Here is a 26,617-nt window from a genome sequence, read left to right as displayed (position 1 = left end):
GAGTGTCTAAACTTTTATTAATTAGGCAATTGCGACATGAAGCGCGATTGCTTTCGAAAAAGGAGTGTTCCAGTTTGCCGGATTCCAAATATTTCAGACTTGGTTATACCATCATCATTCTTTTGGTCATCATTATGCTTGCTGTGAAGGTTCAGTTCATTTTCACACCGCTCGTCATCATTTTTCAAACGTTATTCTTTCCGTTTTTGATTTCAGGGGTCATTTTCTATTTATTTCGGCCGATCGTACTTTACCTGGATCACAAAAAAGTTCCAAAAACGTTATCAATAGTTGTACTTTACATCCTATTTATCGGGATTGGAACGCTGCTATTTTTCCTTATTGGGCCTGAAATTCAGAAGCAGTTCAAAACACTGATTGATAATGCGCCCGGCATTATTGAAACGCTGCAGTCGAAAGCAAATGAAATCAGACAGAGTTCATGGATGTCCCGTTTCGAGGAAAACAGCAATATGACGGTGGAACAGGCAACCGCCAAAATCTCAGATTATTTTAAAAGCAACGTAAGCAACATCGGAAATGGCATAACCGGTTTAATTGGAATCCTCTCAAGCCTAGCCACCATCATTGTCACGGTTCCGTTTATTGTGTTCTATCTATTGAAAGACAGCGAAGGCCTGTCAACAAAGATTGCCCGCTTCTTCCCGTTAAAAGCAAACGAATCAAAAAAAATTCTAAAGGACATGGACTCCGCTCTGAGTTCCTACATTCAGGGACAGGCAATCATCTGTCTTATAGTCGGCATCATGATGTACATAGGCTACCTGATTATCGGCGTCAACTATTCTTTGATCCTGGCGATTGTGGCCATGTTTACAAATGTGATCCCGTTTATCGGACCGTTCTTAGCCATCATTCCGGCGCTAATCATCGGTTTCATTGACTCTCCATTTATGGCAGTCAAAGTCCTGATCGTTGCGATTATTGTCCAGCAAATTGATGGAAATGTAAGCTCCCCGCTAATTATGGGAAGAAAACTTGATATCCATCCATTAACCATCATCCTGCTATTACTCGTCGCAGGAAGCATGGGCGGCTTGCTCTTCATGATTCTCGCTGTGCCGGTATATGCCGTGCTGAAAGTGATCGTGAGCCATATTTACCGTTTGTATCAGCTTCATAAGATTGAGAAGAAACAGGTTTTGAAGATTGAGGAAGATTGAGATTCGCTTGCAGGAAAAATAAAAAAAGAAGCAGAGATTAGCTTTGAATCTCTGCTTCTTTTTTTATGGCCTATTAAAGTTTTTTAATGTAAGCGAATGAAATATATCCCTTTATCTTTTGATCGGCCGTTCTTACTGGGTACCAAACAAATTGATTAGCAGAATTTTTGCTATAAACAAAATTTCCCCTAACTAATAAAACGGTGTTTTTCCCCACATTTTTTGCCGATTTTGTAGTATCTGGATGAACCCTTACCTTGACGCTATCTACTGTCACCATCACTCGATTTCCTGCTTTAAATTGATAAACAGTTGGATGCAGATCTTTTATAGAGTATTCCATCTTTCGAAAAACGATATTCTGATTGCTTGTGGGATCATATTCAAAATCTGCTGTTGTGAAAGGAAATTGCGCTAGATTTGCAGACTTTAATAAGCTATCTTTCACTATTTTGCTGAACACTTCTTCCTGATACGCTTTTGTATTTTTCTTACCGGTTGCTTTTATAAGCGGACTGTTCACAGGCTTGATTCCATTATAGGCCATTACAGGAAAATACCAATTTTCGATTATATTCCGACCTGCCCCTCTTATCTTAGGAAAACTGGCATCATACTTTTTTGAAAGAATTTTAACCCCAGCGTCAATGTTATAGATAACATCATTTTTCAATTTTTCCTTGGAGTAACCAGGGTAGTTAGTGACCTGCATAAGACCGATGCCGCTATCAACAGGTTTAATTCCAAATTGCTGCCACTTGCCATTTTCTTGCGTAGCAACAGCTTTCACTACTTCTGGCGGTATATCAGCTGCCAATGCAGCATTTGTTAATAAGCAATTCATATGCTGAAAAGAAGGATTTACATTAGGTTTTAATACACCGTACTTTGTACAGTTAGACGAAAAATCCGTTTCTGCAGCTTCTGCAGATACTCCTGGCTGAAGCAACCCTAATGTCAAAACCGCAGTTAAACACAATTTCCCCGTTAATTTCATTCAATTATTCTCCATTCATCGTCGTTATTAATCTATGTAAATATTACCACAAAAGAGAATAATTGGAAAAAATAAAAGCAGACCAGAAATGATCTGCTTCTCCCTTATACGTTCTCCAGTTCCTCCACCATCGCCGGACGGTAGTGATATTCCTTCTTGAGATTTTCTGCGAGCTCACGGGCGCTTTCTTCCCCGCATGCTTTTTTATAAGGCTCAAAAAGCTTGGAGACTTTCTTGTACTGGCTGCGGTTAGAGGCACGGGATGAATCATTACGGATGAACCGCATAAAAATGTCATTCACATCTTGCGGGTACTCCTCCTGGATATATGGATGGAGCATTAAAATTTCACTGCTGGATTCACGGCAGTACTCCAGTATTTTGTCTTTGCGGTTCTCGATTTTAATAATTTCCAGGTAAGGGGAATAGGGACTTGATGAGTGGAGCTCAGTTAAAAGCTCCTCCAGAACAGCCGGCCACTCTTCAGGATCATACAGCTCTTTCAGCTTGAGATAGTAATGGATTCCTTCTTGACCGCTGATTAGCTTTCTTGCCAGTTCCTTTTGCTTTTCACGATCGCCAAGCAGCTCATAGGCCTGATATTCAAGCTTTCTCCAGGTGCCTGTATTTCCATGCCGTTCCTTATGAATTCCTTCTTCACAGAGGGAAATCGCCTGCTGATAGTCCCCGCTTTCCAAACAGCGATTAACCGCTATTTCCCTGAATGACGGGTAGCTGAGGTTTGCCTCGAGAAATGCCGCGGCCTCTTCCGGGTCTGCCGATTCGTAAAGTTCAAGCAAGAAGCCCATGATGCTCTCTTTCTCATAGCGAACTCCATAATCGTCGCCATCCAGTTCTTTCAGGCGTTTTAAAAGCGGCTTTTCCAGTTCTTTTCGAAGTTCCGGTTCATCGGCGAACTGGACACATGCCCGAAGAAGATCAACCCGCTGATCGCTCCAATCATCGTATCTTGCATGCATCGCCTCTTTTAAAATAGCTTTCAAAAGTTCTTTTTGTTTCGCTTCCGGCCACTGCCCCAAGCCCTCTTCAACGGCTTCATCGATGAGATTCACGGCTGTAAATAATACAGAGCCGATAGAACCGCTGGAGTCATCTGTGTACTGCAGCATCTCAATAACGATTGACATGACCGCAAGACTCAGCAGCACCGTACTTTCAGGCTGACCTGCACCCCTTTTTGTCCGGGCTTTTTCAATGGTCAGCATTGCTCCATAGAGGGCTTGATCAACTCGGCCATATGAAATGAATCCTTGCTTCTTAGCCTTGCGTATGTACTCGCGGATCATTTTCTTGCTCGCTGCCACCTCGTCCTCAATTGGCGCAAATTCAAACAGCAGCTTTTTCTCAATTTCAGGATAGGTTTCAGAAAGGTCAATCAATACACGGACGAGGTCCTCTTTTTTCATTTGAGGAAGCAGGTCTTCAATCGCTGTCTCTTTCTTTTTCGATTTGCTCTCCACGGGTTCCCGTTCCACCATGCCGTCCCTCATAGCAAAAAGCACAGCCGCTTCATGCTTGCAGTAAAGCCCGTCGAACGGACAATCGCAATACGTTTCAAGAACCGTCTCGCCGGCCATCTTCACAGAAACACGATAAGGATAGCTGCTGCCCTCTACAACCGCCCTATGTATACCATCCGCTTCCCGAAGCTTCAAAATCTGTCCTTTTTTATAATAATCTTTTCCCCGCTTCAGGATTGTTTCATTGATAAAATCTTCTAAATCAGTTAAATACATCGGGCACCCCGTCAGTTTGTCTTATCATTAATGTAACAGGTTAGCGCCGGTTATTTCAATCGTGTCAGGAATTTTTCACTTCGCGATCACCGGCACCCACAATTCATGCCTCGGCTTGCGGCCTGGTCCGTAAAAGCACTCGATGCACGGCAGATTCGCCAGCTCATAGCCGGATGTAGGGACCCACTCGGAATAGAGGCGCTTCCATGCTTCAGGGATATTCGGAAATACCGCCCATGTGGCCGGTGGAATCGTGAGGGTTTCCAGACCTTCAATAGAGTCGCCTGCATACCGCACTCCCATGAAGTAATCAAATTCTTCATCTTTAATAGCCGCTTCTTTGCCGCACACACCTAATATGCCTTCAATCTTGCATTTTGGATCTTCCCATGACAGATCGATTAATTGCTGGGTAAATCCATCTTTCTTCGCCTGGCTCCAGAGTTTAGAAATGGTCTTAAATGCGCGGCTCGTTTTTACTTTCTCCTTTTTCCCCGTCAGCTTCCATTCAAAATCAAGATGCTCGATTCGATAATCCATTTCCATATCCTCTTTTTCAAAGATTTGTCTCTTTTAAATATTTTAGCATTTTTTTACATTTGTTAGGTGGGATTTTGGATACAAAAAGGGATCCCATGCATTTAGCGTGGGATCCCTTTTTAACCGGAAATATGTATTTCAGCAATTAGCAGGAAAAAGTCCGCAATTATTCGGGAAACGTCAGCAATTATTACAAAAAGTCAGCAATTAATCTGCGAATGTCAGCAATTACTTAAACAGGCCTGCTATTTTGTGAGCGATGGCCATTTAAAGGCAGGAAGTCACCCTGATTAGCTGTCCATCCCGGGCGGTTCCTCCATCCATCCTTTTTCCATCATTAATTTGGCCCCTGCCATCGTGAATTCGTACGTATCTTTTGCAAATATGGCTGATTTTGCACTCAAATCATTTCGCAGAATAAAGACGGAGCTGAAGCCTTGGCCTCCAAGACCGAATCCACCTAACAAGTAGGTACAGTACAGCATCAGGTATTCTGAAAAAGGTGCTGCCGTCGAGCCTGTCAAGATTCCTCCAGATGCAGCAGGAGGCTGTATATCATCCGTTAGAAGAATCTCGTTCGTTTCTTTTAATATTTCCTTTGCCAAATCATGTCCCTTGATAAAATACTTTTTCACTTCATTGTCCTCACTGCACTGGGCAAAGGCTTTCATTAACCGGACTGCAAAAACGTTTGTCTCGATTGAATGGTAAAGCATCCCGAATTCAATCGCATTAATCAGCCTCTTTTCTCCAAAAAAATTCGTGCCTTTGGTGTAGGATTTATCTGTTATGTATCCCCCTGACTTCGGAATGCTTCCATAGTTTGGATGAGGAAGCAGGTCCTTTTTCAGCAGATAATGAGTGAATTTATCATAATACGTTTGTGTTAAATCTGTCAGCTGCTTATAGTAGTCAATTACGTCTTCACGGTAAGATACGGTCATATGAAGGACATACATACCCATGCTGATTTGCTTCAGCACCCGGCAAAACATAATATCAAATCCATTATCGAATAATTTCGGTGAATCGAGGCGGATATCCTTACTCGTAAAACCTGCAGGTACAGCAGCCCCTTCATTTTCAATCATAATCCTCATTTCAAGAACCTTTTTATTCAGCTTCCTATGCAAATCAGACATCAAATTCTTCGCTTCGGCCTCATCCGATTTCTCAATTAAGACCTCCAGTATTCTAAGAATCATCGTCTTTTTATGATACGTTGTCCATATAGCCCCGAACTCTGCCGAACTCATTTTCCTGGTTTTAGACATGTTGAAGCAATCCCTTCCTTTTTATCCATTTCCTGTAGTATGCGGTGTTTTACCTGCTTCTATCCTAATCTGTGAACAGGGTAAGCTTTGTATATGAAAAAAAGTATGACTGATTGAGTCACCCTCTCGTCTATTATTCCTCTGCCATTATTTTCATTTGCCGGTATTATTCGGCCTCCTGAAAATTACGTTTACCCAATCCTAAATCATCACAAGCGTATTCAAGATGTTCAAGCCAGGTTTTATCATTCCGTTTGAGAGCTTTTTTTATCTCTGTCTCAATATAAGGAGAACTGATTTCTTTCCAAAACCTCTAAAGAAAGACTGTTACTATAACTGACTTTATGGCCAAAGGGAATTTAACACAAAATATGGAAACGCATGATACACTAAGGTTACCTAAACTCACAATATAAACATATTTTTCATTCAACTAATGAACTAATTTATTCCCACGATATAAATAAAAGTATATGGAGGTTAGTAATGTTATTTATTATGTTTGGGGTTATTGCAATAGTGGCTACTTTTATTAATCTATATATGTATAAAGCAGGAAAGGATTATAAGCTTGCTATGGCGATAGGTCTGTCATTTACAGCATTAACACTTTGTTCAGAATATAGTCTTGTATCTCGGTGGGTAAAAATGGAAGATTGGTCAGCTCTAGGGGATGTAGTACCTGGTATGGAAAGGGCATTATGGTTTTTGACAATTGTTTCGATCTTACTAAATATAGCACCTATACTTTTAGAACTAAAAGGCAAGAAATAATTGCTTATTGTCACATCATTTATTTAGTAGGCTAATATTGTGTAGGTCTATATGTATAACTAACGGGTAGCATTAGTTATACAAGCCAATATTAAAAACGGAACTTTCTAATTTTTGGAGGTTCCGTTTTTATAATTAATATCAAAATTAAACTTTAACAGAGCCAAAAAATAAAAAGAAACCTAAAAAAGATGACCCCTGTTTCTCACAGAGATCACCTTCCTATGTGTCCTTGAAAAGGGAAGCCGTTTACTTTCTTGTTTCTTATGCTAAATTAATTCGCAGGCCCATTATCCACTTTTGCCTCAATCGCGTCTTGGACGCTTGTTGGCACTGAAGACATGAAATTGAAGCCCGTCATCGTTTCAATACTGTCAACACTTACCCGGTAGGAAGACCATGGTTTGCTGGAAGCTGTCTGGTCGTTCGGTACGACAACTGCGATCACTCTTGTTGCAGTGGATACACGGCTCGCATCATTGTCGCCTTTAGGCAGGACAACGATGACCTTCCATGTTTGGGCAGGTACGACAACGCCATTTCCGACTGTCGTTCTATATCCGTTGGAACCAGTGCCTCCCATTCCATAGCCCCCAGAGATAATGTACAATTCGTTGCCTGCAGCAGCAAGTTCACGGCTGTAGGATTCTAGATCCGCCCATGTAATCTGGTTGTTGTTCGGTGCTTGAGGAATCATATTTGTCATGAAGAATGTTGCTGAATTATCAGCAATTGAAGAGGTACGGTCAGCGGAAGGACACATATGGCCTCTGTCAAATCCTGATCCTGAGAATTCACTTGCTGTTACTTCATACCAGCCTGTCGGAAGGGACGTATCCGCGCGGAAGTCATCCTGACGCGGAGTGCTTCCGCTATCATCCGCATCCAAATGCCAGCTCACCCAGTTTGGCGTACGTTTTGAATCATTGTAAGAAAGATCATATTGAGGCTTTGTCATTAAATAGTTTGTGGAATTGGATGTACTTGTTGTTGCACCGCTTGGATTTCCAAGGGCCAAATGATCATCTTCTGTAACTGTTGGCTCGGATCCAGTTCCTGATGAAGTTGAGCTTTGAGGGTCCAGGCTCGCTGTAACTGTAATATCAGCAGAATTATTGTTCGTGTCCCAGCCATTGCCCAGTCCGTTAGCTGTTCCGCCGTTATCGTTTTTACGTTCAGCACTTGTAGTCGCTGAAGTCGTCCCTGCAGAAGCTGCTTCGTAATCATTGGCAGAACCATAGCCAATAAAATCGATCACATTCAAATCTCTGGAACCAGATACGGAAGAAGTCACTTTCGCGAGCGCAACTTTTCCGCTGCTTGCACTTAAGTTAATGGTGCCAGTTGCATTAGGAGATGGCAGATTAGCTGTTCCGCCGGTGCCGCTAGCTTGTTTAATTAAATAGTACTGATGAGCACCAATGCTTCCAGTTAAATTCGTTATGTTTGTGAATGAACCGCTTGCAGAAGCATATTGAACAGACCAGCCTGACAAATTAACAGCACTATCTGTAGGATTGTAGAGTTCAATATAATCATTTTTATAGAAAGCACCGCTGTTTCCGCCTCCGCCATAAACCTCACTAATGACAACATGAGATGCCCCTGCAGCATGTGCAGGTGTACTAAAAAAGTTCCCCGTAGAAAAGAAAAGCACTAAACTCAAAAATAATAATGAGAGCTTCTTGTTACTAATTTTTCTGGCCACTATGTATAACCTCCTATTCAATCTAAGAATAGTATAGGGTTCAACCCATCCCGATTGAAGATAGCGAACGTCACGCTGAGGTCACTCCTTTTTTTCCCTTTTTGTGATTTTGGCACGCTTCCTGACCCGAAGTTCCTAATTTTTTTAACTAAAAATTAACATTCATAACGTTAAATAATAAAACAAGATTGCTATGATATAGTTGATTTTCTATAAGGAAGTGCATGGGCGAATGGTAAATGTACTAATTGTTAATGGACCAGGGCTTTTAAGGGAAAGCATCGTATATCTGATTGAAAAAGACAGTGAACTGAATGTCATCGGAAGCGCCGAAAACGGAATGCAGGCTGTAGATTTATGCAGCGCCCTTGCTCCTGATGTCATATTAATAGATATAGAAATGCCTGAGTGCGATGGCTTTGAGGCTGCAAAACGGATTAAACATCAATTCCCTCATATGAAAGTTATCTTTCTAGCCAATCAAACAGATAAAAAGAGTGGTTTCTTTGCCCTTAAATCCGGTGCTGACGGCTACTTATTAAAAAATATAAAAGGTTCCGAGCTTATCCTCGCTATCAAATGTGCGGCAAATAATATGAAAATCTTTCATCCAAATGCACTTGATGGGATGGACATATTTATGGAACACGAGTGGAGGGACGGTTCTGTACCGCATCCAGCGGATAACCTGACGATAAGAGAAATTGAACTAGTCAAATACATAGCGCAAGGCAAAAGCAATAAGGAAATCGCCAATATCCTTTTTTTAAGCGAAGGCCGAATAAAAAACATCGTCACAGGAATCCTGAAAAAAAGCGCTTTGCAGCATAGAACCCAGCTTGCGGTGTATGCGATTAAGAAGCGGTATATATGAATCGATACAAAAAATACGCTATAGGTCAAGATTTATCCTATAGCGTATTTTTGTATTACGGGAGCCGAGCTTAAGTCGTGTCCCTCAATCCAAGTATGATGACCACAGTGGCCTTTGGAATAAAAATAGATGACCCCTATCCAACCAGAGATCATCTCCAGCGTTCATTCCCAGCAACATTTCTTCCCCTTATTCCTTCACAAACTCCCTCGTGCTCCTCACCGTATCAATCGCTCTTACCAATCCTTCAGTCTCCTTACGCTTCTGCTCTAGGAATGGAGAGAGCGATAACTTCTCGCCGAGTGATTCATACGATCGTCCCCCATAAAACCAGGTCCGGCTGTTGCAAATTCGAACATGATTTGCGGAGCGACTCTTGCATACAGGGATTTAAAGAAATGGCGGTTCACATAACCGGAGTTTGGAAGGCGGAAGCTTGAAAGCCTGTCTATCCATTCATCCAGGACAGTGCGGTATTCCACGCGGAACGCAGCAAGGTGAACGGTCAAACCTTTGAACCGCTTCCGGAAGGTCCGGGTTTCCTCAACGATGACCTGATCTCCGTCACCGCCCTTTCCAACTTCAAACGTTTTGAACGAATAAAAAGCCGGCCCTTATTGTTCAGGGCCGGCTTTTTGGCGGCTTGATTAGCTCACCGCTTATTTATTTTTCATTTGTTACTTCACAGAAGGTGCTGGAAGAATCGTTCCATCTGAATGATAGAATTTAACTTTAGTAAGATCAATCCCTTCAGCTGCCGTCCATTGTGTAACTTTTTCGGTACCGTATACAGCTGAAACATTTGGATTGCCGATAACTGCTTCCTTTATCTCAGAGCCCATAAAGTCAAATGCCGTTTCATTAGCTGATGGCAGCAGAGTAACCTTTGTATTCTTCAGGCCCTCTCCTTTAATAGCGGCTTTTGCCTTTAGCACAATTCCATTTTCGATAACAGATGATGCATCCATTTCTACATACGAATTAGCTGCCTCGATTGTAAGCTTTTTCGTTTTAAAGCCTTTAAGCTTGTAAATTTTTGAGTAAATAGGTTTCCCTTTTAATTGTGTCTGGATCATCAAAGGGTCATGGTCACTTGCTCTTCCATGCTGTTCCATGAAAGAAGAGTTGATATGCACGATTTCCGCTTTAGTAGAGTCTGCCATATTGTTTGAAACAAGGATGTGATCCAGTACTTGCGAGTTTCCTTGGTACACATAGGAGAATCTCTTTTCTTCAGAAATCTTCTCTACCATGTTGCTCATTTCAGATCCCTTCAGAATTTCAAAAGTTTTCGAAAACTCGAAATCGTTGAAATCTCCTAACAGAATCAGGTTCGCATTTGGATCCTTTGCTTTTACATCTTTAACAAAGCTATTAAGAATACCTGCAATTTTGTGGCGCTGTACTTCACTTCCAAGGACAGGTGGCTGATTTTTACCGAAAAGCGGCTGGTCTCCGCCTTTGGAGTTAAAGTGGTTGGCTACCAGAATCACTTTTTTGCCTTGGAATTCAAACTGTGCTGCCAGTGGCTTCCGGCTGTTAGTAAAAGCTTCATTTGTCGGATCAATTCGGCCCGGGTTTACGGTAAGGCTTCCATTTTCGAATCCTACAGCCTGCGTGGATGTTCCTTTTGTTCCTGCTGCCAAGGATACCCGGTCTTTATTATAAAGGAAGGCTACACGGATATTTCCGCCAGGCTGACCGCCGTCTTTATTATTTTCAGGTGCAATATCAACGTACGTATATTCCGGACCGCCAAGCGCCTTGATTTTGTCAATCAGCTTCTGGGCACTTTCGTTTGAAGCTGTCTGGCCGCTGTCAGCTGGTCCGTCATTATCCTGCATTTCCGTCAATCCGATAACATCCGGCTGTTTTAGATTTTCAACAACGGCATTTGCCACTTTCGTTACTTTTTCGTCTGCATCCTTGGCAGAGAAGTTCTCCACGTTATAGGAAGCAACGGTTAATTGGTCTTCAATTTTCTCAAATGAAACGACTTCTCTTTTTGTCGTTCCTTCCACTAAATTAGGAAGGCTTGTTTTATTCGTCAATACTTTGTAGTTGCTGAAGCTGTAGCTTACGACACCTGTGATTAACCCTTTAAAAGAGTCACCTGATTTCGCTACATACTTTTCATCATTGATGTCGATGAAAATACGCTCCGGATTAGAGTCTTCTTTCGTTGCACGCAGTCCGCCGTTAGCGGTATTGGTTGCAACCGTTCCAGGTACAACAACGAGTTCGCCGTAGCTTTGAGGAGCAACAAGCTTCGCGTCTTCAACCCCAACGCGCATTCCTTCAAGGCTCTCATAGAAGTCCAATCCGTCCTGCTCAGGATCAAACTCTTTCATTCCATCGTTATCAATAATCTGTTCAGGTGCAATGCGGTCTTTCCCGATTACAACTGGTGCAGGCAGTTCTGCTCCTCCAGAAACCTTTGTCATAGCAGAAGCGCTGATTTCCGTAACAGGGGCATCCGTTGCCGCTTTTTCAGCATAGCCTTCTAAATGATATTCCTTAACCTGACCGCTTACTTTTACAAGATCACCTTGAATCATTCCATGATTGGATTTGTATACAAGGATTCCTTCAGATGTTTTTACATCCGCATCAGGATTCGGATCCTGCATGAAGAAATTGTTATTGTCTACAACGTGTGTTACGACACCCTGAACGTCCACGACATTTTTGCCATCAAGTGGGGAAGTGTGGCTTGCTCCCTGGATATGATGAATTTGAATCGGGCCATCTAGGATTTCATAGTCAAATGCTGCTGCTTCACTGTCTGTCATTCCAGCTTTGATTGCCACAGCTTTAATGACGCTGTCTTTCGTAATGGTCAGAGGACCTGTATATTTTTTGCTTGAAGCGGTCGGCTCGCTTCCGTCTTCCGTGTAATGAATCTCAGCATCTTTCGTTGTCGTGCTTAAAGTGATTTCCGTTCCTGTTTTCACATAGCCTGCAGCTGGATTAGCTGTTACGGCTTGAACCTTGGAGGAATCTTCAATTACATCTGAAGCATCTCTCGGCACAATTTTGTATTCGCCGAAATTGTAATCCACTACACCTGTAATGGAATCGTACGTCTTACCCGTTTCCAGTAGAAAGGCATCCATTGGCTTTAGCTTCGCTGTGCCTGCTGCATCAATGGCTGAATAGTTTCCATTTGTATCTTTTGAATGAACCGTTACATGTTTAATTGTAACAAGTTCACCCTCTGTTTCCTCTTTCAGATCCGTGGAAACAACCGTTTGAGGATCCGGTACACCGGCGTTAACTTTAACCATTTCGATTGCTGACGTACCCGCTACTTCCAGCTGCGGCATGCCATTGTAATCGTTCATCGTTCCGGCAGCTTTAATTTCGTCACCGGCTTTCACTTTTGTATCAAGAGCCGTTCCTCGGACAATAATTCCTGCTGTACCATCTTGAATGTACACATTATTTTTACCGCCTGCCGAAAAGATGGCTGTAACCGTTCCGATAATGGAAGCAGGTGTGCCTTTCGCCAGAATTCTTGCTCCTGCAATATCTTGAACAGCAGGAACCGTATATGTGAAGGAAACTGCCTCACTGGCGTCTTTTCCTTCAGCAACGGCGATTGCTTTAATTGCAGTATCCGATTCCACTTTGATTGGAGCTGTATATGGTGTGCTTGATGCTGTCGGTGCAGATCCATCTGTTGTGTAATAGATGGCAGCCCCTGCATCTCCTGTATTCAGGCTGATTTCAGTTCCGTTTAGAACAGCTCCTGAAGGGAGGCTTGCCGTAACTGGTGATGTTTGGTTTGCTGGTGCAACAAATTGAAGGGCTGTAACAGGGTTCATACCAGGCACTGAAAAATAAGCCTTCAAAGTTCCTGTTACACGGATTTTCTTGCCTAAGTTACTTGAATTATTCACCAGGTTAACGGTATCTCTAATTGTTCCTGTAGGCAATTGAACCGGCATAATCTTCGCCTTATCTGTTTCAGTAGGTGAATCTGCTATAGCTATATTTGTGTTAACTGTAAAGGTTGGTCCATGGGAATACACCGGTCCGCTTGCTGTAGTACCCACAATGTAACCTTCAACATCGGCCACAGATGACGGGTTATTCAAAGCAATTGCATCAGCAACCGTCAATGCAGCAGCAGCTTTTCCTACAGGTGCCGCTGGTGCCAGCATAGACAGCACCAGGGCAAAGATCATTGCGAATTGAAAAGGAATTTTCCAGGTTTGCTTTTTCAAATGGGTATCCTCCGTTAATAACTATTATTAGTCAATAAAAATCGTTTCGCCGGCTACATTCACAGATTCCGCTGCGATTTCAGTTCCGCCCTTGATGATCAGATTTCCTGAGATATTGGCATACTTAAGCTCGGCCAGATCAGCCGCTTCCACCATTACGTTTCCAGGAAAAACTTGCGGTTTTGCCTCTGTTCCATTGAACTCGGAAGCTATAACAGATTGAATGATACGGGCATCCGGATAGGCCGTGATTACCGGTTTCGCTTTAAGGTAATCAGAGAAAATCTCCCAATCTGTGAATCCAGGTTCGCTCACACGGCCTTCTTCATAGGCTTTTGCAAACATTGTATATCCGTCTCCGCCTTTAGCTGTAAAGACGTTTGTTGCGACAAAATAGTTCTTGTCCATTTCAATCGCGTTAAAGGAGCCGTCTTTCTGTTTCACTTCCATTGTTGTTATTCTTGAACCTGCAGGCTGGGCAGCATTGAAGACATACTTGATTCCGGAAGCCTGAAGGAAAGCACCGTTCGCCGTCGGGTAAATGCTCAAACTGTGCTCAAGTGCTGCTTTAATTTCTGAACCTTTTAGTTCCATGATACCGAGGGTATTTCCGAACGGAAGGACAGTTAGGACTTGTGACAAAGTGATATCCCCGGCGTCTAGTGTAGTGCGGACACCCCCACCATTTTGAAGCGCAATCAAAGTGTCAGGGTTTACGGATTGAGCCTTTTTCAGCATTCCGTCCGTAATAAGGTCACCCAGGTTCGTTTCACCAGTTCTTGCAGCCGGATTTCCACCAATCAGCTTAACATCCGTTTGGCCAACTCCTGTTTTTTGCTTTTCAACTACGCTTGGTTTGTATTTCTCATTCAGAATTTGCAGTGTTTCCGCATCATCCTGGTATTTATACTCATCCGCATCTGCTTTCGTATTACCATTCTTATCTTCGTATGCGAACAGATCAAGAAGCTTGCCGTTGTGAGACTCGATTTTTCCTTTTGCGTCAAAGGTTACATTCAAAGTACCTAAAAACTTGCTGTACTCATTTGCTTGTGTAATAACAGTCATTTCTTCGCCTGTCGTATCCACATATGGAGCATCAATCTTGTTATGGGAATGGCCGCCGACAATGATATCAATACCTTCTACTTCTTTTGCCAGGGTAACGTCGTTGTCTCCGCCGCCATCCTGGAAGCCGATATGAGTCAGGGCAATAATCTTGTTGACTCCCTGTTTTTTCAACTCAGCTACTTGAGTTTTCGCCTCGTTGATGTAATTTTCAAATGCAACATCTTTACCAGGACTGGAAATGCTTACAGTCTCAGCAGTAGTTAAACCGAAGATCCCAACTTTTTCTCCATCGATTTCTTTAATGATGCCGTTGTAAATCTGGCCCTTTTTTGCATCCGCTGTAACGGAATCATGGAACATTCCTTTCAAATTAGCATCCTTTGAAAGGTCCACATTCGCACTGACGAATGGAAAACTAGCTTTTTCAACGAACTTGGCAAGAGGTTCCGTTCCAAGGTCGAATTCATGGTTACCAAATGTCATAGCATCGTATTTCATCAGATTCATAAACTCAAGGTCAGCCTGTCCCAAGTATTCATTGAAATATAGAGTACCCGAGAACACATCTCCTGCATCAAGCAAAAGGGCGTTCGGGTGTTCATTTCTGAATTCTTTAACCGCTGCAGCTCTTTTCGGAGCATTTTCCACATTCGCATGGGTGTCATTCGAGTGCATAAGAGAAAGTGTGATCGCTTTTCCCGGTTTCTCTGGGGTTTCAGGCTTTGGTTTGATTTGTTCCAAAGCGTCCTCGAATTTTTCCTTTATTTCTTGAAGGGCTTCCTTCATGTTTTTTTCTATTATTTGAATGCTTTCTTTAAGAAATTGATTGCCAGGGAATAGCTTTACAAGATCTGCTTTCTGCTTTGCTCCTCTTTCTTCCACTCTTTTAAGGAGAGCAAGCAAGGCCTCTGCTTCTTTTTCATTCTTTGCATCAATGGCAGACTGAAGCTTTTTTTGAATGTCATATTGAGTCATTTCGTATTCTGTCATTTCAATGGAAATTTTAGCAGGAAGCGTATATTTGCCATTGAATGCATGACGCACTTCAGTACCGCTAACTTTTCCAATCTTTCGTTCAAAGGCTTTTGTCAATTCATTTAATTTGCTGAAAGACATCCTGGAATCTACTGTTACTTCCATACTGAAATACCTGCTGTAATCCGATTGCATGTCAGACAGCTGCTTCCCAAGCTTTACGGCATCGATATAATGGGCAGCTTTCGTATTTGTTTGCTCTGAATACTGAATGCGGTTGAGCATTTGTGTCTTAGAAGAGGAACGCGGCATGGATTGTACTGCTGATTTCGCAGCGGCGAGGGATTTTTTTGCGTCATTGTAAGCTTTCAAAAACCCTGGGGAAGTCTCCAGTTTTTTTGACGAGTAAAATGGTGCAAGTGCTTTCACCTTGGCTTCTGCCGTTTTAACTGCCTGCTCTGCCTTGCTGATGACTGCTCCTTGAGCAGGATTTGCTGCAGCAACAGTGCTTAAAGCAATTGTACCGGCAGCTGCAAGTTGAACGATCTTTCTCTTACGCATAGTCTAGCCCCTTTAAATGAATTGATCCAAAAATCTCCTAATACAAAAATCTTCATAATTCGACATTGAATCTGATTAAAATATACTTTTTTAATTCAGGCCGTTCTACTCACAGTTTGTAAATTTTATATAAGTTTTTTGTAAATTGATATAATATTTTCCAAAGATAAACATAGATTTTACCTATCAAAATTAGATTTATAAAGTGAAAATTGCGGATTTTGTATAATATTTATCAAACTTTCCGAAAAAGGTTTCACCGATTTATTTTGTCGGAGGGGAGCAGACAGGATTCGACATCACTGTATCATCCTTCTTCTGTCATCAATCTTTTGTCCAAGGAACAAAAAAAAAGATGGCTAATTGCACCATCCTTTCATCAGATTAAACCTATTCCTTCACAAACTCCCTCGTGCTCCTCACCGTATCAATCGGCCGCACCAACCCTTCAATCTCCTCACGCTTCGGCTCAAGGAATGGAGGGAGCGACAATTTCTCACCGAGCGTTTCATACGGTTCGTCCCCCATGAAGCCTGGTCCGTCTGTCGCGAATTCAAACAGGATTTGCGGAGCGACTCTTGCATACAGGGATTCAAAAAAGTGGCGGTTCACATAACCGGAGTTTGGAAGACGGAAGCTTGAGAGCCTGTCTGTCCATTCATCCAGGACAGTGCGGTCTTCCACGCGGAACGCGGCATGGTGAACGGTTCCAAACCCTTGGACCGCTTCCGGAAGATCCGGGTTATCCTCAACGATGACCTGAGCTCCGTTTCCGCCCTTTCCGACTTCAAACAAGTGGAACGATTCTTCCTGTGCCGTTTCTTTAAATAGAAGAACTTTCTCAAGCATCTGCTTGAAGAAATCAAAATTCCCGATCCGGACGAAAATCGGTCCGAGCCCTGTGATCGCATATTCCAGTGGAACCGGCCCTTTTTGCCAAGGTGTACCGGATTCGATTCCTTCGTTGCGCTCATCAGAAATGAGCTGATACTTTTGATCATCAAAATCAGCAAATGAGAGCGTCTTTTTCCCGAATTGCTCCGTAATCCCCTCATGCTTGACGTCCAAACGGTCAAATCGCTTCACCCAGTAGTCAAGCGCTGCATCGGTCGGCACGCGGAACGACGTCTTGGATATCTCGTTCGTTCCGTGCACACCCTTCTGGATGCCCGGAAAATCAAAGAACGTCATATCTGTTCCCGCACTTCCCTTATCATCCGCGAAAAACAGATGATACGTCTGGATATCATCCTGATTCACCGTCTTCTTAATCAGTCTCATTCCCAATACATATGTGAAAAACTCATAGTTCTTTTCAGCGCTGCTCGTAATTGCGGTTACGTGGTGGATGCCTTTAAGGTGGTTCATGGTCCACAGCTCCTTATGAAAATATCTTGGATTCGAGATAAATTTATCATGTAATACTCAGCAAGTCAAGAACGGTGTTTATTTCCAAGTTGCTTAAATTAAATAGAGGATTCCTCATATCTAAGGAATCCTCTGGTTAACAAACTATTCTTTCTCCCACCGGTTAATTACCGTAGCATTCGCGGTGCTTCCGATGACATTGAGAGCGGTTCTGAATCCATCCGTTAATCTGTCGACTCCTGCGACAATCGCTATTCCTTCAAGTGGCAGTCCCGCCGCTGATAATACGGTCGTCATCATGATAATTCCGGCACCTGGCACTCCTGCCGTACTGAAGGAGACAAGCAGGGCACTGATAAATACTGCCGTAATTAATGAAGCCGTAATGGGAACATCGAAGAACTGGGCGATAAACAGGGCATTGAACCCCTGGAGAATGGCCGCTCCATCCCGTTTCACGGCTGTTCCAAATGGCAGCGCGAAGCTTGCCACGCCATGATTCATCCCATAGCGGCTTTTTGCGTTGTCCATGGATACGGGCAGTGCCGCGTTGGAGCTCGCTGTTCCAAATGCGAGAGAAAAGGATGGGAAAAAACTTTTAAAGAAATGATTTGGCTTAGCGCCAACGATTAGCAGGAATACATAATAGATGGCCGTCATCACTGCAATGGCCAGAAGCAGTCCCGCAATATACAGCAGAAGCTTGTTCAAAATTCCAAAGCCCTGTGAAGCAACGACAGATGCCATTAAGGCAAAAACCCCAATCGGCGCTGCTTTTAGGATCAGCTGCAGAATCCGGTCCACGATGGCATAGATGCTTTCAATCAAGGAAAGAAACGGCTTCGCTTTATCTTTTACCAGGTTCATGGCCACGCCGATCAGCACGGCCGATATGATGACCTGCAGCAAATTAGCGGTGCTCAAGGCTTCAAACGGATTGGTCGGGACAATGCTGACAAGCCACTCTACCAGGGATTGTCCCTTTTGAGTCTTCGATCCCTCTCCCATATTTGAAATGGAAACACCGGATCCCGGCTGCAAAATCGCTGCCGTAATCATCCCCACGGCAAGCGCTACCGAGCTAGTCACGATGTATAAGGGCAAAAGCCTGATTATATAGGAACCAATCTTTCCTGTTCCCTGAAGGCTTGTCAGTCCGATGATTAAGGATGTGAAAACAACGGGTACGACGATAAATTGAATAATCCGTATAAAAGCCTGTCCAATAGGTGACAGAATATAACGATCAATCGTTCCCACTTGACCGGGTGCGATTGCCTGTAATAGAGCTCCTGCCACAATACCTAAAATAAGGCCTGCTAAGATTTTCGTTGATAATTTCAAGTGGTGTCACTCCCTATCCCGAGTTAATTTATTGATTTACTATATAATAAATTTCCGAATGAACCAACTCATATTACTTGAGGTAGTTTACCCTTTCCGGATACATTTTTTTCTTAATTTGTCACAGAACACCTCCCCTCTTCGTCTTGTTACTAAAAACAGAAAGAGGGAATATCTGATGAAAAAATATGAAGCAGCAATCATTGGCGGAGGAATTTCTGGATTGACGGCGGCAGTTTATTTGGCAAAGGCCGGGATATCAACGGTGGTGATTGAAAAAGGAAAAACACTAGGGGGTCGGGCAAAAACCGTCAAGAAGAATGGCGCCTATTTCAATATCGGAGGCCATGCTCTCTATAAAGGCGGAGCAGCGGAAGCGGTATTAGATGAACTGGGGATTGAACTGTCGGGCGGTGTACCTGATGCGAAGGGGAGAGCTATTTGGAACGGGTCGCTCTTCTCGCTTCCCGCGAGCCTCCCTTCCCTCCTATCCACAAAACTTTTATCGCTATCCGGTAAGATCGAGCTCGGAAAGGTAATGAGAAAGCTGAAGAATCTACAGCCTGCATCAATCGGAGAGAAGAGCTTACGGGATTGGGCTGAGTCTGAAATGAACGATCCCATGGTCCGGCATGCTTTTTACGCACTATGCAGAACCTCAACGTATTGCATCGAACCCGAAAATCAGCAGGCGGCGATTGTGCTCGATCAAGTGCAGAGGGGGATGAATGGGGTATTCTATATCAACGGCGGCTGGCAATCCATGATCGATCTTTTAAAGCAAAGAGCCATAGATTTCGGTGCAGACATCGTTCATCAATCCGCTTTTTCGATCAAGAAAGAATCAGGGTTTGTGATTACTTTAAAAAACGGGGACAGAATCGAGGTTCCAATGGTTCTTTCAACAGCAAGCCCTGAACAAACCTTCTCTCTGATAGAAGGAGCGGCTGGAACCTCATTAGATACATGGAGGCAGCGCGTCAAACCAATTTATGCGGCCTGTCTCGACGTTTCACTCCGTCAGCTCCCAAAACCGAACGAGCAATTTGCCATCGGCATCGACCAGCCGATCCTGTTCACCAATCAATCAAGGGCCGCAAAATTAAGCGATAATGGCTCCTCCGTGATCAGCCTCATCAAGTACTTGGGGACGGACATAACCTCAAACGCCCAGGCTGATCAAAGAGAGCTCGAGAATTTCCTGGAATTGATGCAGCCATGCTGGAGAAAGGAACTGGAAGGCTATCAGTACTTACCTCACATGACGATCTCGAACGGTTCCTGTGCACTGAATGGCTATCTTTCCCTCGGTCCAGCGGTCCCGGATATCCCAGGACTTTACATTGCAGGAGATGGAGCCGGCCGCAGCGAATTACTTGCAGATGCCGCATTCGCAAGCGCGAAAAGAGCGTCAGCCTTGATGATTCAAAAGTGTGCAAACCCTGGAATGTTAAAGGAGGCATAATGTGAGTCCGAATGAATCCGAATTGCTTTTCACCGCTCACCACCCCCTGCTTTTCTCTTTGGCATACCGAATGCTCGGCAGTGTACAGGATACGGAGGATCTCCTTCAGGATGTGTTCATCACATTCAATGAAACAGAGACAGAAGACATTCAAAACAAGAAAGCCTATCTATGCAAAATGGTGACAAACCGCTGTATCGACCGTCTAAAATCTGCTTCGAGAAAACGGGAGCAGTATACAGGAACGTGGCTGCCTGAACCGCTGATTACCGAAAACCATCCAAACGGCGATCCGGCCGGCCAAGTCTTCTTAAAAGAATCGGTATCCATGGCCTATTTGCTGCTGCTTCAGCAATTATCCGAAACGGAACGTGCGGTCTTTATCCTGAAAGAAGTGCTGCAATACAGCTACGAGGAGATAGCAGAAATCGTCGGCAAGAGCAGCACCAATTGCAGGCAAATATTCTCACGGGCAAAAAGGCGCATCAGCCCTCCGGAGGAAGAACCCAAAATGAATCAAAAGGGGAAATGGCTCGCCGAACAGTTTTTTGGAGCCCTCGCTTCAGGAGATACAAGCAAAATTCTCAGCCTCCTGGCTGCAGACGCTTCCCTCTTAACGGACGGTGGAGGAAAAGTGAAAGCAGCCATCTTCCCAATCCTTGGAGCGGAACGCATCGTCCGCTTTTACATGGGGATATTGTCAAAGTTCCCTCAGGATATGACCTTTACCATCACTTACGTAAACGGAGATCCAGGACTCATTCTATACGCGGGGAAGCACGCGTACGCGGTCCTCTCCCTTCACATCGAGGAGAACAAAATCAAAACGATTTACTCCGTCTTGAACCCAGAGAAGCTCACTCATATTACTTGATCATGAATACTCCCACCACTTAATTTCTACCGAAATTTGAAGTGGGGGTTTCTGAGGTATCGACTTTAAAATGACGATTAACCACCAGTGGAGTTGACACATTGGTGTGCTGAAAACACCCAACCCCTCTATCCCATCGGTTGAACCTTTGGGATTGCTTTTATTTTAAGACAAATGTTTGTGGCTGCATGAAGGATGCGGCAGGTGAGGAGGGCTCGATAAAGGAATTTGCAAACACTTTCCTTATGATGTTGGCTGCCCCATTTACATCTGCATTGAGGAGTGTCCCATTCTTCGAACGGTAAAGCCCACGCTTCATACGCTTCCCTGAGAAGGAGCGTTTGACATCGTTCTGACCAAATACAGGTAGAAGGTCATTATCCAGGAAACTGGCTTTTGATGTATAGGATTCTTCTGTAAGAAGAACGTGTATACCATGCCTTTCCGCCTTGTATGTCATCATTTTTATTAAAAGAGAGTGCGGAATTGTGGTGAAAGACTGGTTGTTTCGCTTACCTAAGTCTAAGTTTTGTTTCCAGTCTTTGTTTTGACCGATGACAATGGTATCCACATCTTCTTCTAAAGCAATTTTTATCATTTGATGACTCGCTTTATGAAACAAATCTTTGATTTGCTTGAATCGTTTTTGATGAATCTTTTCTAAACGTTGAGAAGTGAAGGAACCTTCTCTTGGATGTTTACCCTGACGAAGAATACCCACATAATAGGCTTTTAGTTGGTTGAATCGTTGATTGACGGATTTGATGTTTTTGCCCTTCACTAAAACAGGTCTACGACCTGTGGTGGTGACGATGGTTGCTAGATTATCAATTCCTAAATCAATGCCCATGATTCGATTCTTCGATTCTCTCATTTTCACTTGTGAGGGAATTTCGAAAACCATTTCCACCACATAGTGACCATGCTTGGGAATGACCCGTATTTGTTTAAGTTTCCCTTCGGAAAAACCCATTTTCCCAATGTTCAGTCGCTCTTTCGTTTTTGGGAATTTGACATACCGGTTCTCTTTGATGACGCAATCCTGATTGGAAAACGAAATTTCTTTCTCTTTCCCCCGGCTGTATCCAGGTATTTTTGGTTTGGATTTAAATTTACCAGGATGGGCCTTATATTCTCGTAAACTGGCATAAAAAGACTTCCAGTTTTGAAAAACGGTCTTCATCACCCCTTGACTGGATTGGGTAGGGAGGGAACGATAATCCGGTTGAACGGCAGCTTTAAAAAAACCATCCAAGAAATGATAGTTGACATACGGTTTTTCGTTCGATGGCTCAGTAAACAAATTACATTTTATATCTTTTTGCTGGTCCAACGGCTTTGTTTCTTCTTTGCTTCTCTTTTTCTCATAAGCTAGAAGTTGGGTCTTATTCATATGTGGTAAGTGCTTCTTGATAGCTTCTAATACCTCTATTTGGAGTGGTTGTAATGCCTTCGTTTGGGTCAAACCGGTGTAAACCTGACGGATATAAAAGTTCGTGGTGTTGTACAGGTTCTTTGAATTTGTACACATCTCATTAAAATATGAATGCATCCGATACCCTTTTTTTACCCATATTTGCATCGTAGTATATCTTTTGATATCAGCCATTCTCTTCATCACACCAAACGTACGTTCCTTCTCTTTATCATACCAAAAAGGGGCCAAAAAGACTAGTCGTAAGACCGCCCATTCACCTCCCACCTAAAATTCACTCGAATTTTTGAGGAAGGAGTCCTCTGGGCTGAGATGATAGAGCACCCGCCTGGCTGCTCTCAAACTGGCGACAAGGAAGTTGCCGCCAGTTTTTTTGGTGAAGAGGATGCTGTCAAAAAATACTCATATGAATCGCAATCGAAAGATCATTTAGTATGAAAAATAGAGAGCACACTGGATTTTTCTTTTATTTATCTATTGGGTGAGGGCGCGTATTCGCGGATGCCAAAGAAAAGCATGAAGTACAGTGGACAACGATGAGAGGCCTTACAAAATTGTCCATGCAGATCCTCCACCAAAACACTCTTAAAATCACAAAATGAAAGGCCTTTCCCACCGGAAAGGCCTTATCAATTATACTACTTTAGCTAGTGGAGAAAGATTAACTATCAATAAGCTCCTTGAGAATACGTTAATTCATAGCTATGAGTGTAAATTTCAAAAATATTACCGAACGGATCTTCAACGTAAACCATTTTATATGGTTTTTCACCTGGATAATATTCTCGAATAGGCATACGCTGCTTACCGCCATGTTGTTTAATTTTTCCTACAAGTCCCTCAATGTCTGGATCTTGAATACAGAAATGGAAAATGCCCGTTTTCTTATATTCAAAGTTGTTTTCAGGTGTTTCATTATCCGGGAACTCAAACATCTCTACTCCAATTTTATCTCCGGTAGCTAAGTGAGCAATTCTAAATTTTTCCCAATCGTCTCCAAATACATCCCGGCACATTTGACCGATCGGTGTATCATCATTTTCTACATCTGAAGGCTCCATAATAACGTACCATCCAAACACATCTGTATAAAATTTAATTGCTTTATCTAAATTAGGTACTGAGAGACCAATATGAGAAAATGTTTTAGGGTATGTGAACATAAGTTTCATTCCTCCGCTTTTTTATATATTATTGGTGTGTACAATTGAACACATGACTAGTATATTTCAGGATTTTTATTAACGGAAGAACGCACTTTTTTGTGAGAAACTAACCTAAAAGTAAGAGAGGAATGAAATGCGAATGGACACTAAAGTCGATCATACCGGAAAATTAAAATGCTCGATTGAATATACATTAAACAAAATAGGAAACAAATGGTAAACAGTGATCCTGTGGCATTTAGGTACAGACGGTACTTTAAGATATAGTGATATACGCAAGCTGCTACCTGGCGTAAGCCATAAAGTAATGACTGAGCAGCTCAAGCAGCTTGAAGAAGATGATCTAATCGACCGGACTCAGTACAATACGGTCCCACCTAAAGTGGAATATTCTTTAACTGAAAATGGAAACTCTTTAATGCCTATATTGGAACTTATGCACACGTGGGGGATTGAACATAGCGAGGATTTCTGAATAAGAAATTTATCATAAGATTTTAGCTTAAAAATAAATAATATAACTACTTAAGAAGAATATTGTAAAAAACCCACAAAGGTCTTGTGGGTTAAGACTGGCGACAAATCCTTTTTACAAGGAAGTTGCCGGCATTTTTTTTTGTATATTTAGAGAGGAAATATACAGAGGTTAAGAGGATGCTGAATCAATTAGAGAAATTCGATTTTCATTTTACACCTCTTAAAACTGGAAATTCCGTTGAACAGGCCGTCCGGTTAAACTTATAAACTCTCTGTTCTCCTCCCAAATCAATCCACCATCTTATACAGCAGCAAATCATCCACATACTTCCCATCCAGAAAAAACTCCTCGTGGAGCCGCCCTTCTTCTTTAAATCCGATGGCTTTGTAGAAAGCGATTGCCTTTTCGTTTGTAGAGAGAACTCTGAGCGAAATTTTCCGTACCCCCTGCTCTCGGGCGGTCTGCTTCAAGTATTCCAAGAGCCGGCTGCCCACTTTTTGGCCTTGATAATCCGGATGAATCCCGATCGCCATATCGAACACGTGCCGGTTGGAAGGCACATCGAAAGGATGCTTAAAGCTTATGTATCCAGCGATCCGGTCTCCTTCTGCCGCTACCGTTTGCTCTCCCTCCGGGTACGATTTTTCGTAATCCTCTACGGAATCCCACTGCAGCAAAGCGGGCGTATTCGTGCTGTTCCAGATCAGCCGATCCAGCTCCATCAGCTGCTGCATGTCTTTCTTTTGTGAAGGCCGAATGTTGAGATGCATATGTATTTCCCCCTTTTTACCTTATTATACAAAAAGGACAGACCCTCTGGCCTGTCCTTTTTCTTTATTCAACAGCTTCTGGAATCAAAAAAAACTGCGAGTAAATACTCGCAGCTGATGCTTTATTATTTCAGTACTTCCTTTTCGTTTTCCTTTGAAAATGATTCTCCAGGTTACTCAGGCTCCTAACAAACCCATTCATAACCTTCCGAAGATCGGGTTCCCTCTGCACTTCCGGTTCTGCCTCAACTTCCGGCTCCAGCCCGTCCTCTTCCTCTTTGATCCAAACCTCGCAGCCCTGAAACGGATTAGCCGTTCCAAGATACAGGCTTCCATCCACGGAAGGAAAAAGATTGCGCACTCCGTAGTTCTTCGGATTGCCGAGGCCGTTGAATGTAATCGGTGTCCAGACCTTGGCATTGTTCGATTTCCAAAGGTCAAATCCGAAGAATGGATTTGAAATCAGTTCTTTCGCCTTGAGGAAGGAGAGGACCATGTCTTCCATCATTCCAGGCTCGAGAAGCAGCGGGGTTTCCTGTCCGCCGAATAGCGCTTCAAGCAAAGACTGAATCGCAGGAGGAATAACCACCGTCCAGTCAAAGGAGCCGGCATAAATCATCCCGTCATAGCTCTGGATCTGCCAGCAGTAGGCGTTGAAAGGATTGCCGAAGCCGGAAGGATAAAGGGCTAGGTTCCGCCTGCCGGTGACAGGATCAGTCGCTTCCTTCGCAATGCCTCCGACAATCACTCTCCAGCTGTCATCCGGTTCGATCCGTATGATGTCAAAGCCCTTCGTGATGACCGTTGAACCATTGAGAAGCGGGAGGAACGGAATCATGCCTGTGCCAAGATAGATGGCCTCATCGTAAATCGTCATATCAAAGGCAACGACGTTGATTGCATCACCGGCTCCCTGATCAACGACAAGCTGCCAGCCGGAAGACGGATCGGAACCAACCGTCCTCCACACATCAAAGCCGCCCTGCTTGGACAATCCGAGATAAAGACGGCCGTTGAAGCTGATCATACTCGTGATTTCACCGGTAATTTCCGGCGGCAGGGAAATCCGGTCAAACCCCGATTCACTCTCATTCAAAAGAAACAGCCTCGGAATCTCATCAGTAGACGTAAGCGGAACCGTCGCCACATAAAGACGGCCCAAATGCTCCTCCATCGACCGGGACGTCCCGCCTTCCAAACCTGCGAACGCCACCCACGACGTCTCTTTCGTCCTTTTATAAATGACAGCAAGGCTTCCATCAGGCGAAGTCGCCGCCGTATAAAGCTTCGCATCCGCTGCTCCCCTCGGATACTGAATCATGAACCGGAACCCAAACGACGTCTCTGCCGTTTTAAAATCAAACTCCCAATCCGACGTCCCATCCTTCCGAATCCGCCAGATCTCCGCCCGGTAATCATCATTCGGCAAAAACGCCTTCGGAATCGGCAGCCCCAGACCCTCAAACGCCAAATTCGGGATATTCCGTCCCGTCCCTACATACAAATACTCGCCCAGCTCATCCACCGCCCAGGCATAATCATTCTGCCTCGCATCCGAAACCTCCGGCGAAAACCCATTGATCGGAGTAATCTTCCGAAACCCGCCTGTAAACAAATGCATTCTCCCTTTCCCATGTGACCGAACCGGCCCCATCATTCTATTGCTATGGTTAGCTTATGAATGGATGGTGGAAGGGACAGGGCTTGTTGTCGGGGGGATTGGCGGAAGTTTTAGTTTCTTATACACTTGTGCATAATTATCTACCACTTAAT

Annotated in this window: 18 protein-coding genes and 2 pseudogenes; 6 read left to right on the top strand and 14 right to left on the bottom strand. The window is 43.5% G+C overall.

Annotated elements, in window-relative coordinates; translation table 11 throughout:
• Window positions 1-74 precede the first annotated feature (74 nt).
• A complete protein-coding gene (locus AS29_RS11175; RefSeq protein ID WP_035405854.1) occupies window positions 75-1,184 on the top strand; it encodes an AI-2E family transporter in 1,110 nt (369 codons plus the stop codon).
• A 73-nt stretch (window positions 1,185-1,257) separates the two neighbouring features.
• Here AS29_RS11175 and AS29_RS11170 read toward each other — a convergent pair whose 3' ends face one another.
• The 4 genes and pseudogenes from AS29_RS11170 to AS29_RS11155 all read right to left on the bottom strand — a co-directional run bounded on the left by AS29_RS11170 (window position 1,258) and on the right by AS29_RS11155 (window position 5,752).
• On the bottom strand, window positions 1,258-2,181 hold the full coding sequence (locus tag AS29_RS11170) for a transglycosylase SLT domain-containing protein (protein WP_156505937.1): 924 nt from the start codon (window positions 2,179-2,181) through the stop codon (window positions 1,258-1,260).
• A 104-nt stretch (window positions 2,182-2,285) separates the two neighbouring features.
• On the bottom strand, window positions 2,286-3,938 hold the full coding sequence (locus tag AS29_RS11165; protein ID WP_035405852.1) for an SWIM zinc finger family protein: 1,653 nt from the start codon (window positions 3,936-3,938) through the stop codon (window positions 2,286-2,288).
• A 75-nt stretch (window positions 3,939-4,013) separates the two neighbouring features.
• Window positions 4,014-4,505 (bottom strand): annotated as a pseudogene (locus tag AS29_RS11160) (GyrI-like domain-containing protein); the annotation flags it as partial.
• 263 nt (window positions 4,506-4,768) lie between these two features.
• A complete protein-coding gene (locus AS29_RS11155; protein WP_035405850.1) occupies window positions 4,769-5,752 on the bottom strand; it encodes a DUF3231 family protein in 984 nt (327 codons plus the stop codon).
• A gap of 486 nt (window positions 5,753-6,238) precedes the next feature.
• Between AS29_RS11155 and AS29_RS11150 the strand changes: the two genes are divergently transcribed.
• Window positions 6,239-6,526 carry a hypothetical protein gene (locus AS29_RS11150; RefSeq protein ID WP_035405848.1) on the top strand — a complete coding sequence of 96 codons (288 nt, stop codon included), beginning with the start codon at window positions 6,239-6,241 and terminating at the stop codon, window positions 6,524-6,526.
• A gap of 274 nt (window positions 6,527-6,800) precedes the next feature.
• On the opposite strand, the gene AS29_RS11145 is transcribed toward AS29_RS11150, so the two are convergent.
• Window positions 6,801-8,234, bottom strand: coding sequence for a DNA/RNA non-specific endonuclease (locus AS29_RS11145; RefSeq protein WP_051860600.1), 1,434 nt, complete (start codon window positions 8,232-8,234; stop codon window positions 6,801-6,803).
• A gap of 232 nt (window positions 8,235-8,466) precedes the next feature.
• Here AS29_RS11145 and AS29_RS11140 point away from each other — a divergent pair, with 232 nt between their 5' ends.
• Window positions 8,467-9,108: a response regulator gene (locus AS29_RS11140; protein ID WP_035405846.1), complete on the top strand. Its 642-nt coding sequence runs from the start codon at window positions 8,467-8,469 to the stop codon at window positions 9,106-9,108.
• A gap of 189 nt (window positions 9,109-9,297) precedes the next feature.
• On the opposite strand, the pseudogene AS29_RS11135 reads toward AS29_RS11140, so the two are convergent.
• The 5 genes and pseudogenes from AS29_RS11135 to AS29_RS11115 all read right to left on the bottom strand — a co-directional run.
• Window positions 9,298-9,704 (bottom strand): annotated as a pseudogene (locus AS29_RS11135) (ring-cleaving dioxygenase); the annotation flags it as partial.
• Window positions 9,705-9,785: 81 nt separating this feature from the next.
• Window positions 9,786-13,337 carry a chitobiase/beta-hexosaminidase C-terminal domain-containing protein gene (locus AS29_RS11130; RefSeq protein WP_051860599.1) on the bottom strand — a complete coding sequence of 1,184 codons (3,552 nt, stop codon included), beginning with the start codon at window positions 13,335-13,337 and terminating at the stop codon, window positions 9,786-9,788.
• A 27-nt stretch (window positions 13,338-13,364) separates the two neighbouring features.
• Entirely contained in the window at window positions 13,365-15,944 is a 2,580-nt protein-coding gene (locus tag AS29_RS11125; protein ID WP_051860598.1) for a 5'-nucleotidase C-terminal domain-containing protein, read from the bottom strand.
• Between the two features lie 390 nt (window positions 15,945-16,334).
• Window positions 16,335-17,312 carry a ring-cleaving dioxygenase gene (locus tag AS29_RS11120; protein ID WP_035405844.1) on the bottom strand — a complete coding sequence of 326 codons (978 nt, stop codon included), beginning with the start codon at window positions 17,310-17,312 and terminating at the stop codon, window positions 16,335-16,337.
• A 144-nt stretch (window positions 17,313-17,456) separates the two neighbouring features.
• Window positions 17,457-18,656: a dicarboxylate/amino acid:cation symporter gene (locus tag AS29_RS11115; RefSeq protein ID WP_035405842.1), complete on the bottom strand. Its 1,200-nt coding sequence runs from the start codon at window positions 18,654-18,656 to the stop codon at window positions 17,457-17,459.
• Window positions 18,657-18,834: 178 nt separating this feature from the next.
• Between AS29_RS11115 and AS29_RS11110 the strand changes: the two genes are divergently transcribed.
• Window positions 18,835-20,121, top strand: coding sequence for a phytoene desaturase family protein (locus tag AS29_RS11110; RefSeq protein WP_035405841.1), 1,287 nt, complete (start codon window positions 18,835-18,837; stop codon window positions 20,119-20,121).
• 1 nt (window position 20,122) lies between these two features.
• Window positions 20,123-20,995, top strand: coding sequence for an RNA polymerase sigma-70 factor (locus AS29_RS11105; protein WP_035405838.1), 873 nt, complete (start codon window positions 20,123-20,125; stop codon window positions 20,993-20,995).
• A gap of 160 nt (window positions 20,996-21,155) precedes the next feature.
• Here the strand turns inward: AS29_RS11105 and AS29_RS11100 are convergent, their stop codons facing one another.
• Window positions 21,156-22,613, bottom strand: a complete 1,458-nt coding sequence (locus AS29_RS11100) for an RNA-guided endonuclease InsQ/TnpB family protein (RefSeq protein ID WP_442854529.1) — start codon at window positions 22,611-22,613, stop codon at window positions 21,156-21,158.
• Window positions 22,614-23,098: 485 nt separating this feature from the next.
• Window positions 23,099-23,593 carry a lactoylglutathione lyase family protein gene (locus AS29_RS11095; protein ID WP_035405836.1) on the bottom strand — a complete coding sequence of 165 codons (495 nt, stop codon included), beginning with the start codon at window positions 23,591-23,593 and terminating at the stop codon, window positions 23,099-23,101.
• 226 nt (window positions 23,594-23,819) lie between these two features.
• Between AS29_RS11095 and AS29_RS11090 the strand changes: the two genes are divergently transcribed.
• A complete protein-coding gene (locus tag AS29_RS11090) occupies window positions 23,820-24,071 on the top strand; it encodes a winged helix-turn-helix transcriptional regulator (protein WP_331712026.1) in 252 nt (83 codons plus the stop codon).
• A 290-nt stretch (window positions 24,072-24,361) separates the two neighbouring features.
• On the opposite strand, the gene AS29_RS11085 is transcribed toward AS29_RS11090, so the two are convergent.
• Window positions 24,362-24,844, bottom strand: a complete 483-nt coding sequence (locus tag AS29_RS11085) for a GNAT family N-acetyltransferase (protein WP_035405834.1) — start codon at window positions 24,842-24,844, stop codon at window positions 24,362-24,364.
• Window positions 24,845-24,974: 130 nt separating this feature from the next.
• Complete coding sequence (locus AS29_RS11080) at window positions 24,975-26,465, bottom strand: hypothetical protein (protein WP_156505935.1); 1,491 nt, start codon at window positions 26,463-26,465, stop codon at window positions 24,975-24,977.
• Window positions 26,466-26,617 lie beyond the last annotated feature (152 nt).

Source organism: Bacillus sp. SJS (assembly GCF_000732485.2).
GTDB lineage: Bacteria > Bacillota > Bacilli > Bacillales > Bacillaceae > Metabacillus_B > Metabacillus_B sediminis.
This window is presented reverse-complemented; position numbering and strand designations above follow the sequence as displayed.

Excerpts from the sequence above, each read along its gene's own strand:
- AS29_RS11110 (WP_035405841.1), top strand. The coding sequence starts at position 18,835 with ATGAAAAAATATGAAGCAGCAATCATTGGCGGAGGAATTTCTGGATTG.
- AS29_RS11155 (WP_035405850.1), bottom strand. The coding sequence starts at position 5,752 with ATGTCTAAAACCAGGAAAATGAGTTCGGCAGAGTTCGGGGCTATATGG.
- AS29_RS11100 (WP_442854529.1), bottom strand. The coding sequence starts at position 22,613 with ATGAAGAGAATGGCTGATATCAAAAGATATACTACGATGCAAATATGG.
- AS29_RS11085 (WP_035405834.1), bottom strand. The coding sequence starts at position 24,844 with ATGCATCTCAACATTCGGCCTTCACAAAAGAAAGACATGCAGCAGCTG.
- AS29_RS11080 (WP_156505935.1), bottom strand. The coding sequence starts at position 26,465 with ATGCATTTGTTTACAGGCGGGTTTCGGAAGATTACTCCGATCAATGGG.
- AS29_RS11150 (WP_035405848.1), top strand. The coding sequence starts at position 6,239 with ATGTTATTTATTATGTTTGGGGTTATTGCAATAGTGGCTACTTTTATT.
- AS29_RS11095 (WP_035405836.1), bottom strand. The coding sequence starts at position 23,593 with ATGTTCACATACCCTAAAACATTTTCTCATATTGGTCTCTCAGTACCT.
- AS29_RS11120 (WP_035405844.1), bottom strand. The coding sequence starts at position 17,312 with ATGAACCACCTTAAAGGCATCCACCACGTAACCGCAATTACGAGCAGC.
- AS29_RS11170 (WP_156505937.1), bottom strand. The coding sequence starts at position 2,181 with ATGAAATTAACGGGGAAATTGTGTTTAACTGCGGTTTTGACATTAGGG.
- AS29_RS11125 (WP_051860598.1), bottom strand. The coding sequence starts at position 15,944 with ATGCGTAAGAGAAAGATCGTTCAACTTGCAGCTGCCGGTACAATTGCT.
- AS29_RS11165 (WP_035405852.1), bottom strand. The coding sequence starts at position 3,938 with ATGTATTTAACTGATTTAGAAGATTTTATCAATGAAACAATCCTGAAG.
- AS29_RS11140 (WP_035405846.1), top strand. The coding sequence starts at position 8,467 with ATGGTAAATGTACTAATTGTTAATGGACCAGGGCTTTTAAGGGAAAGC.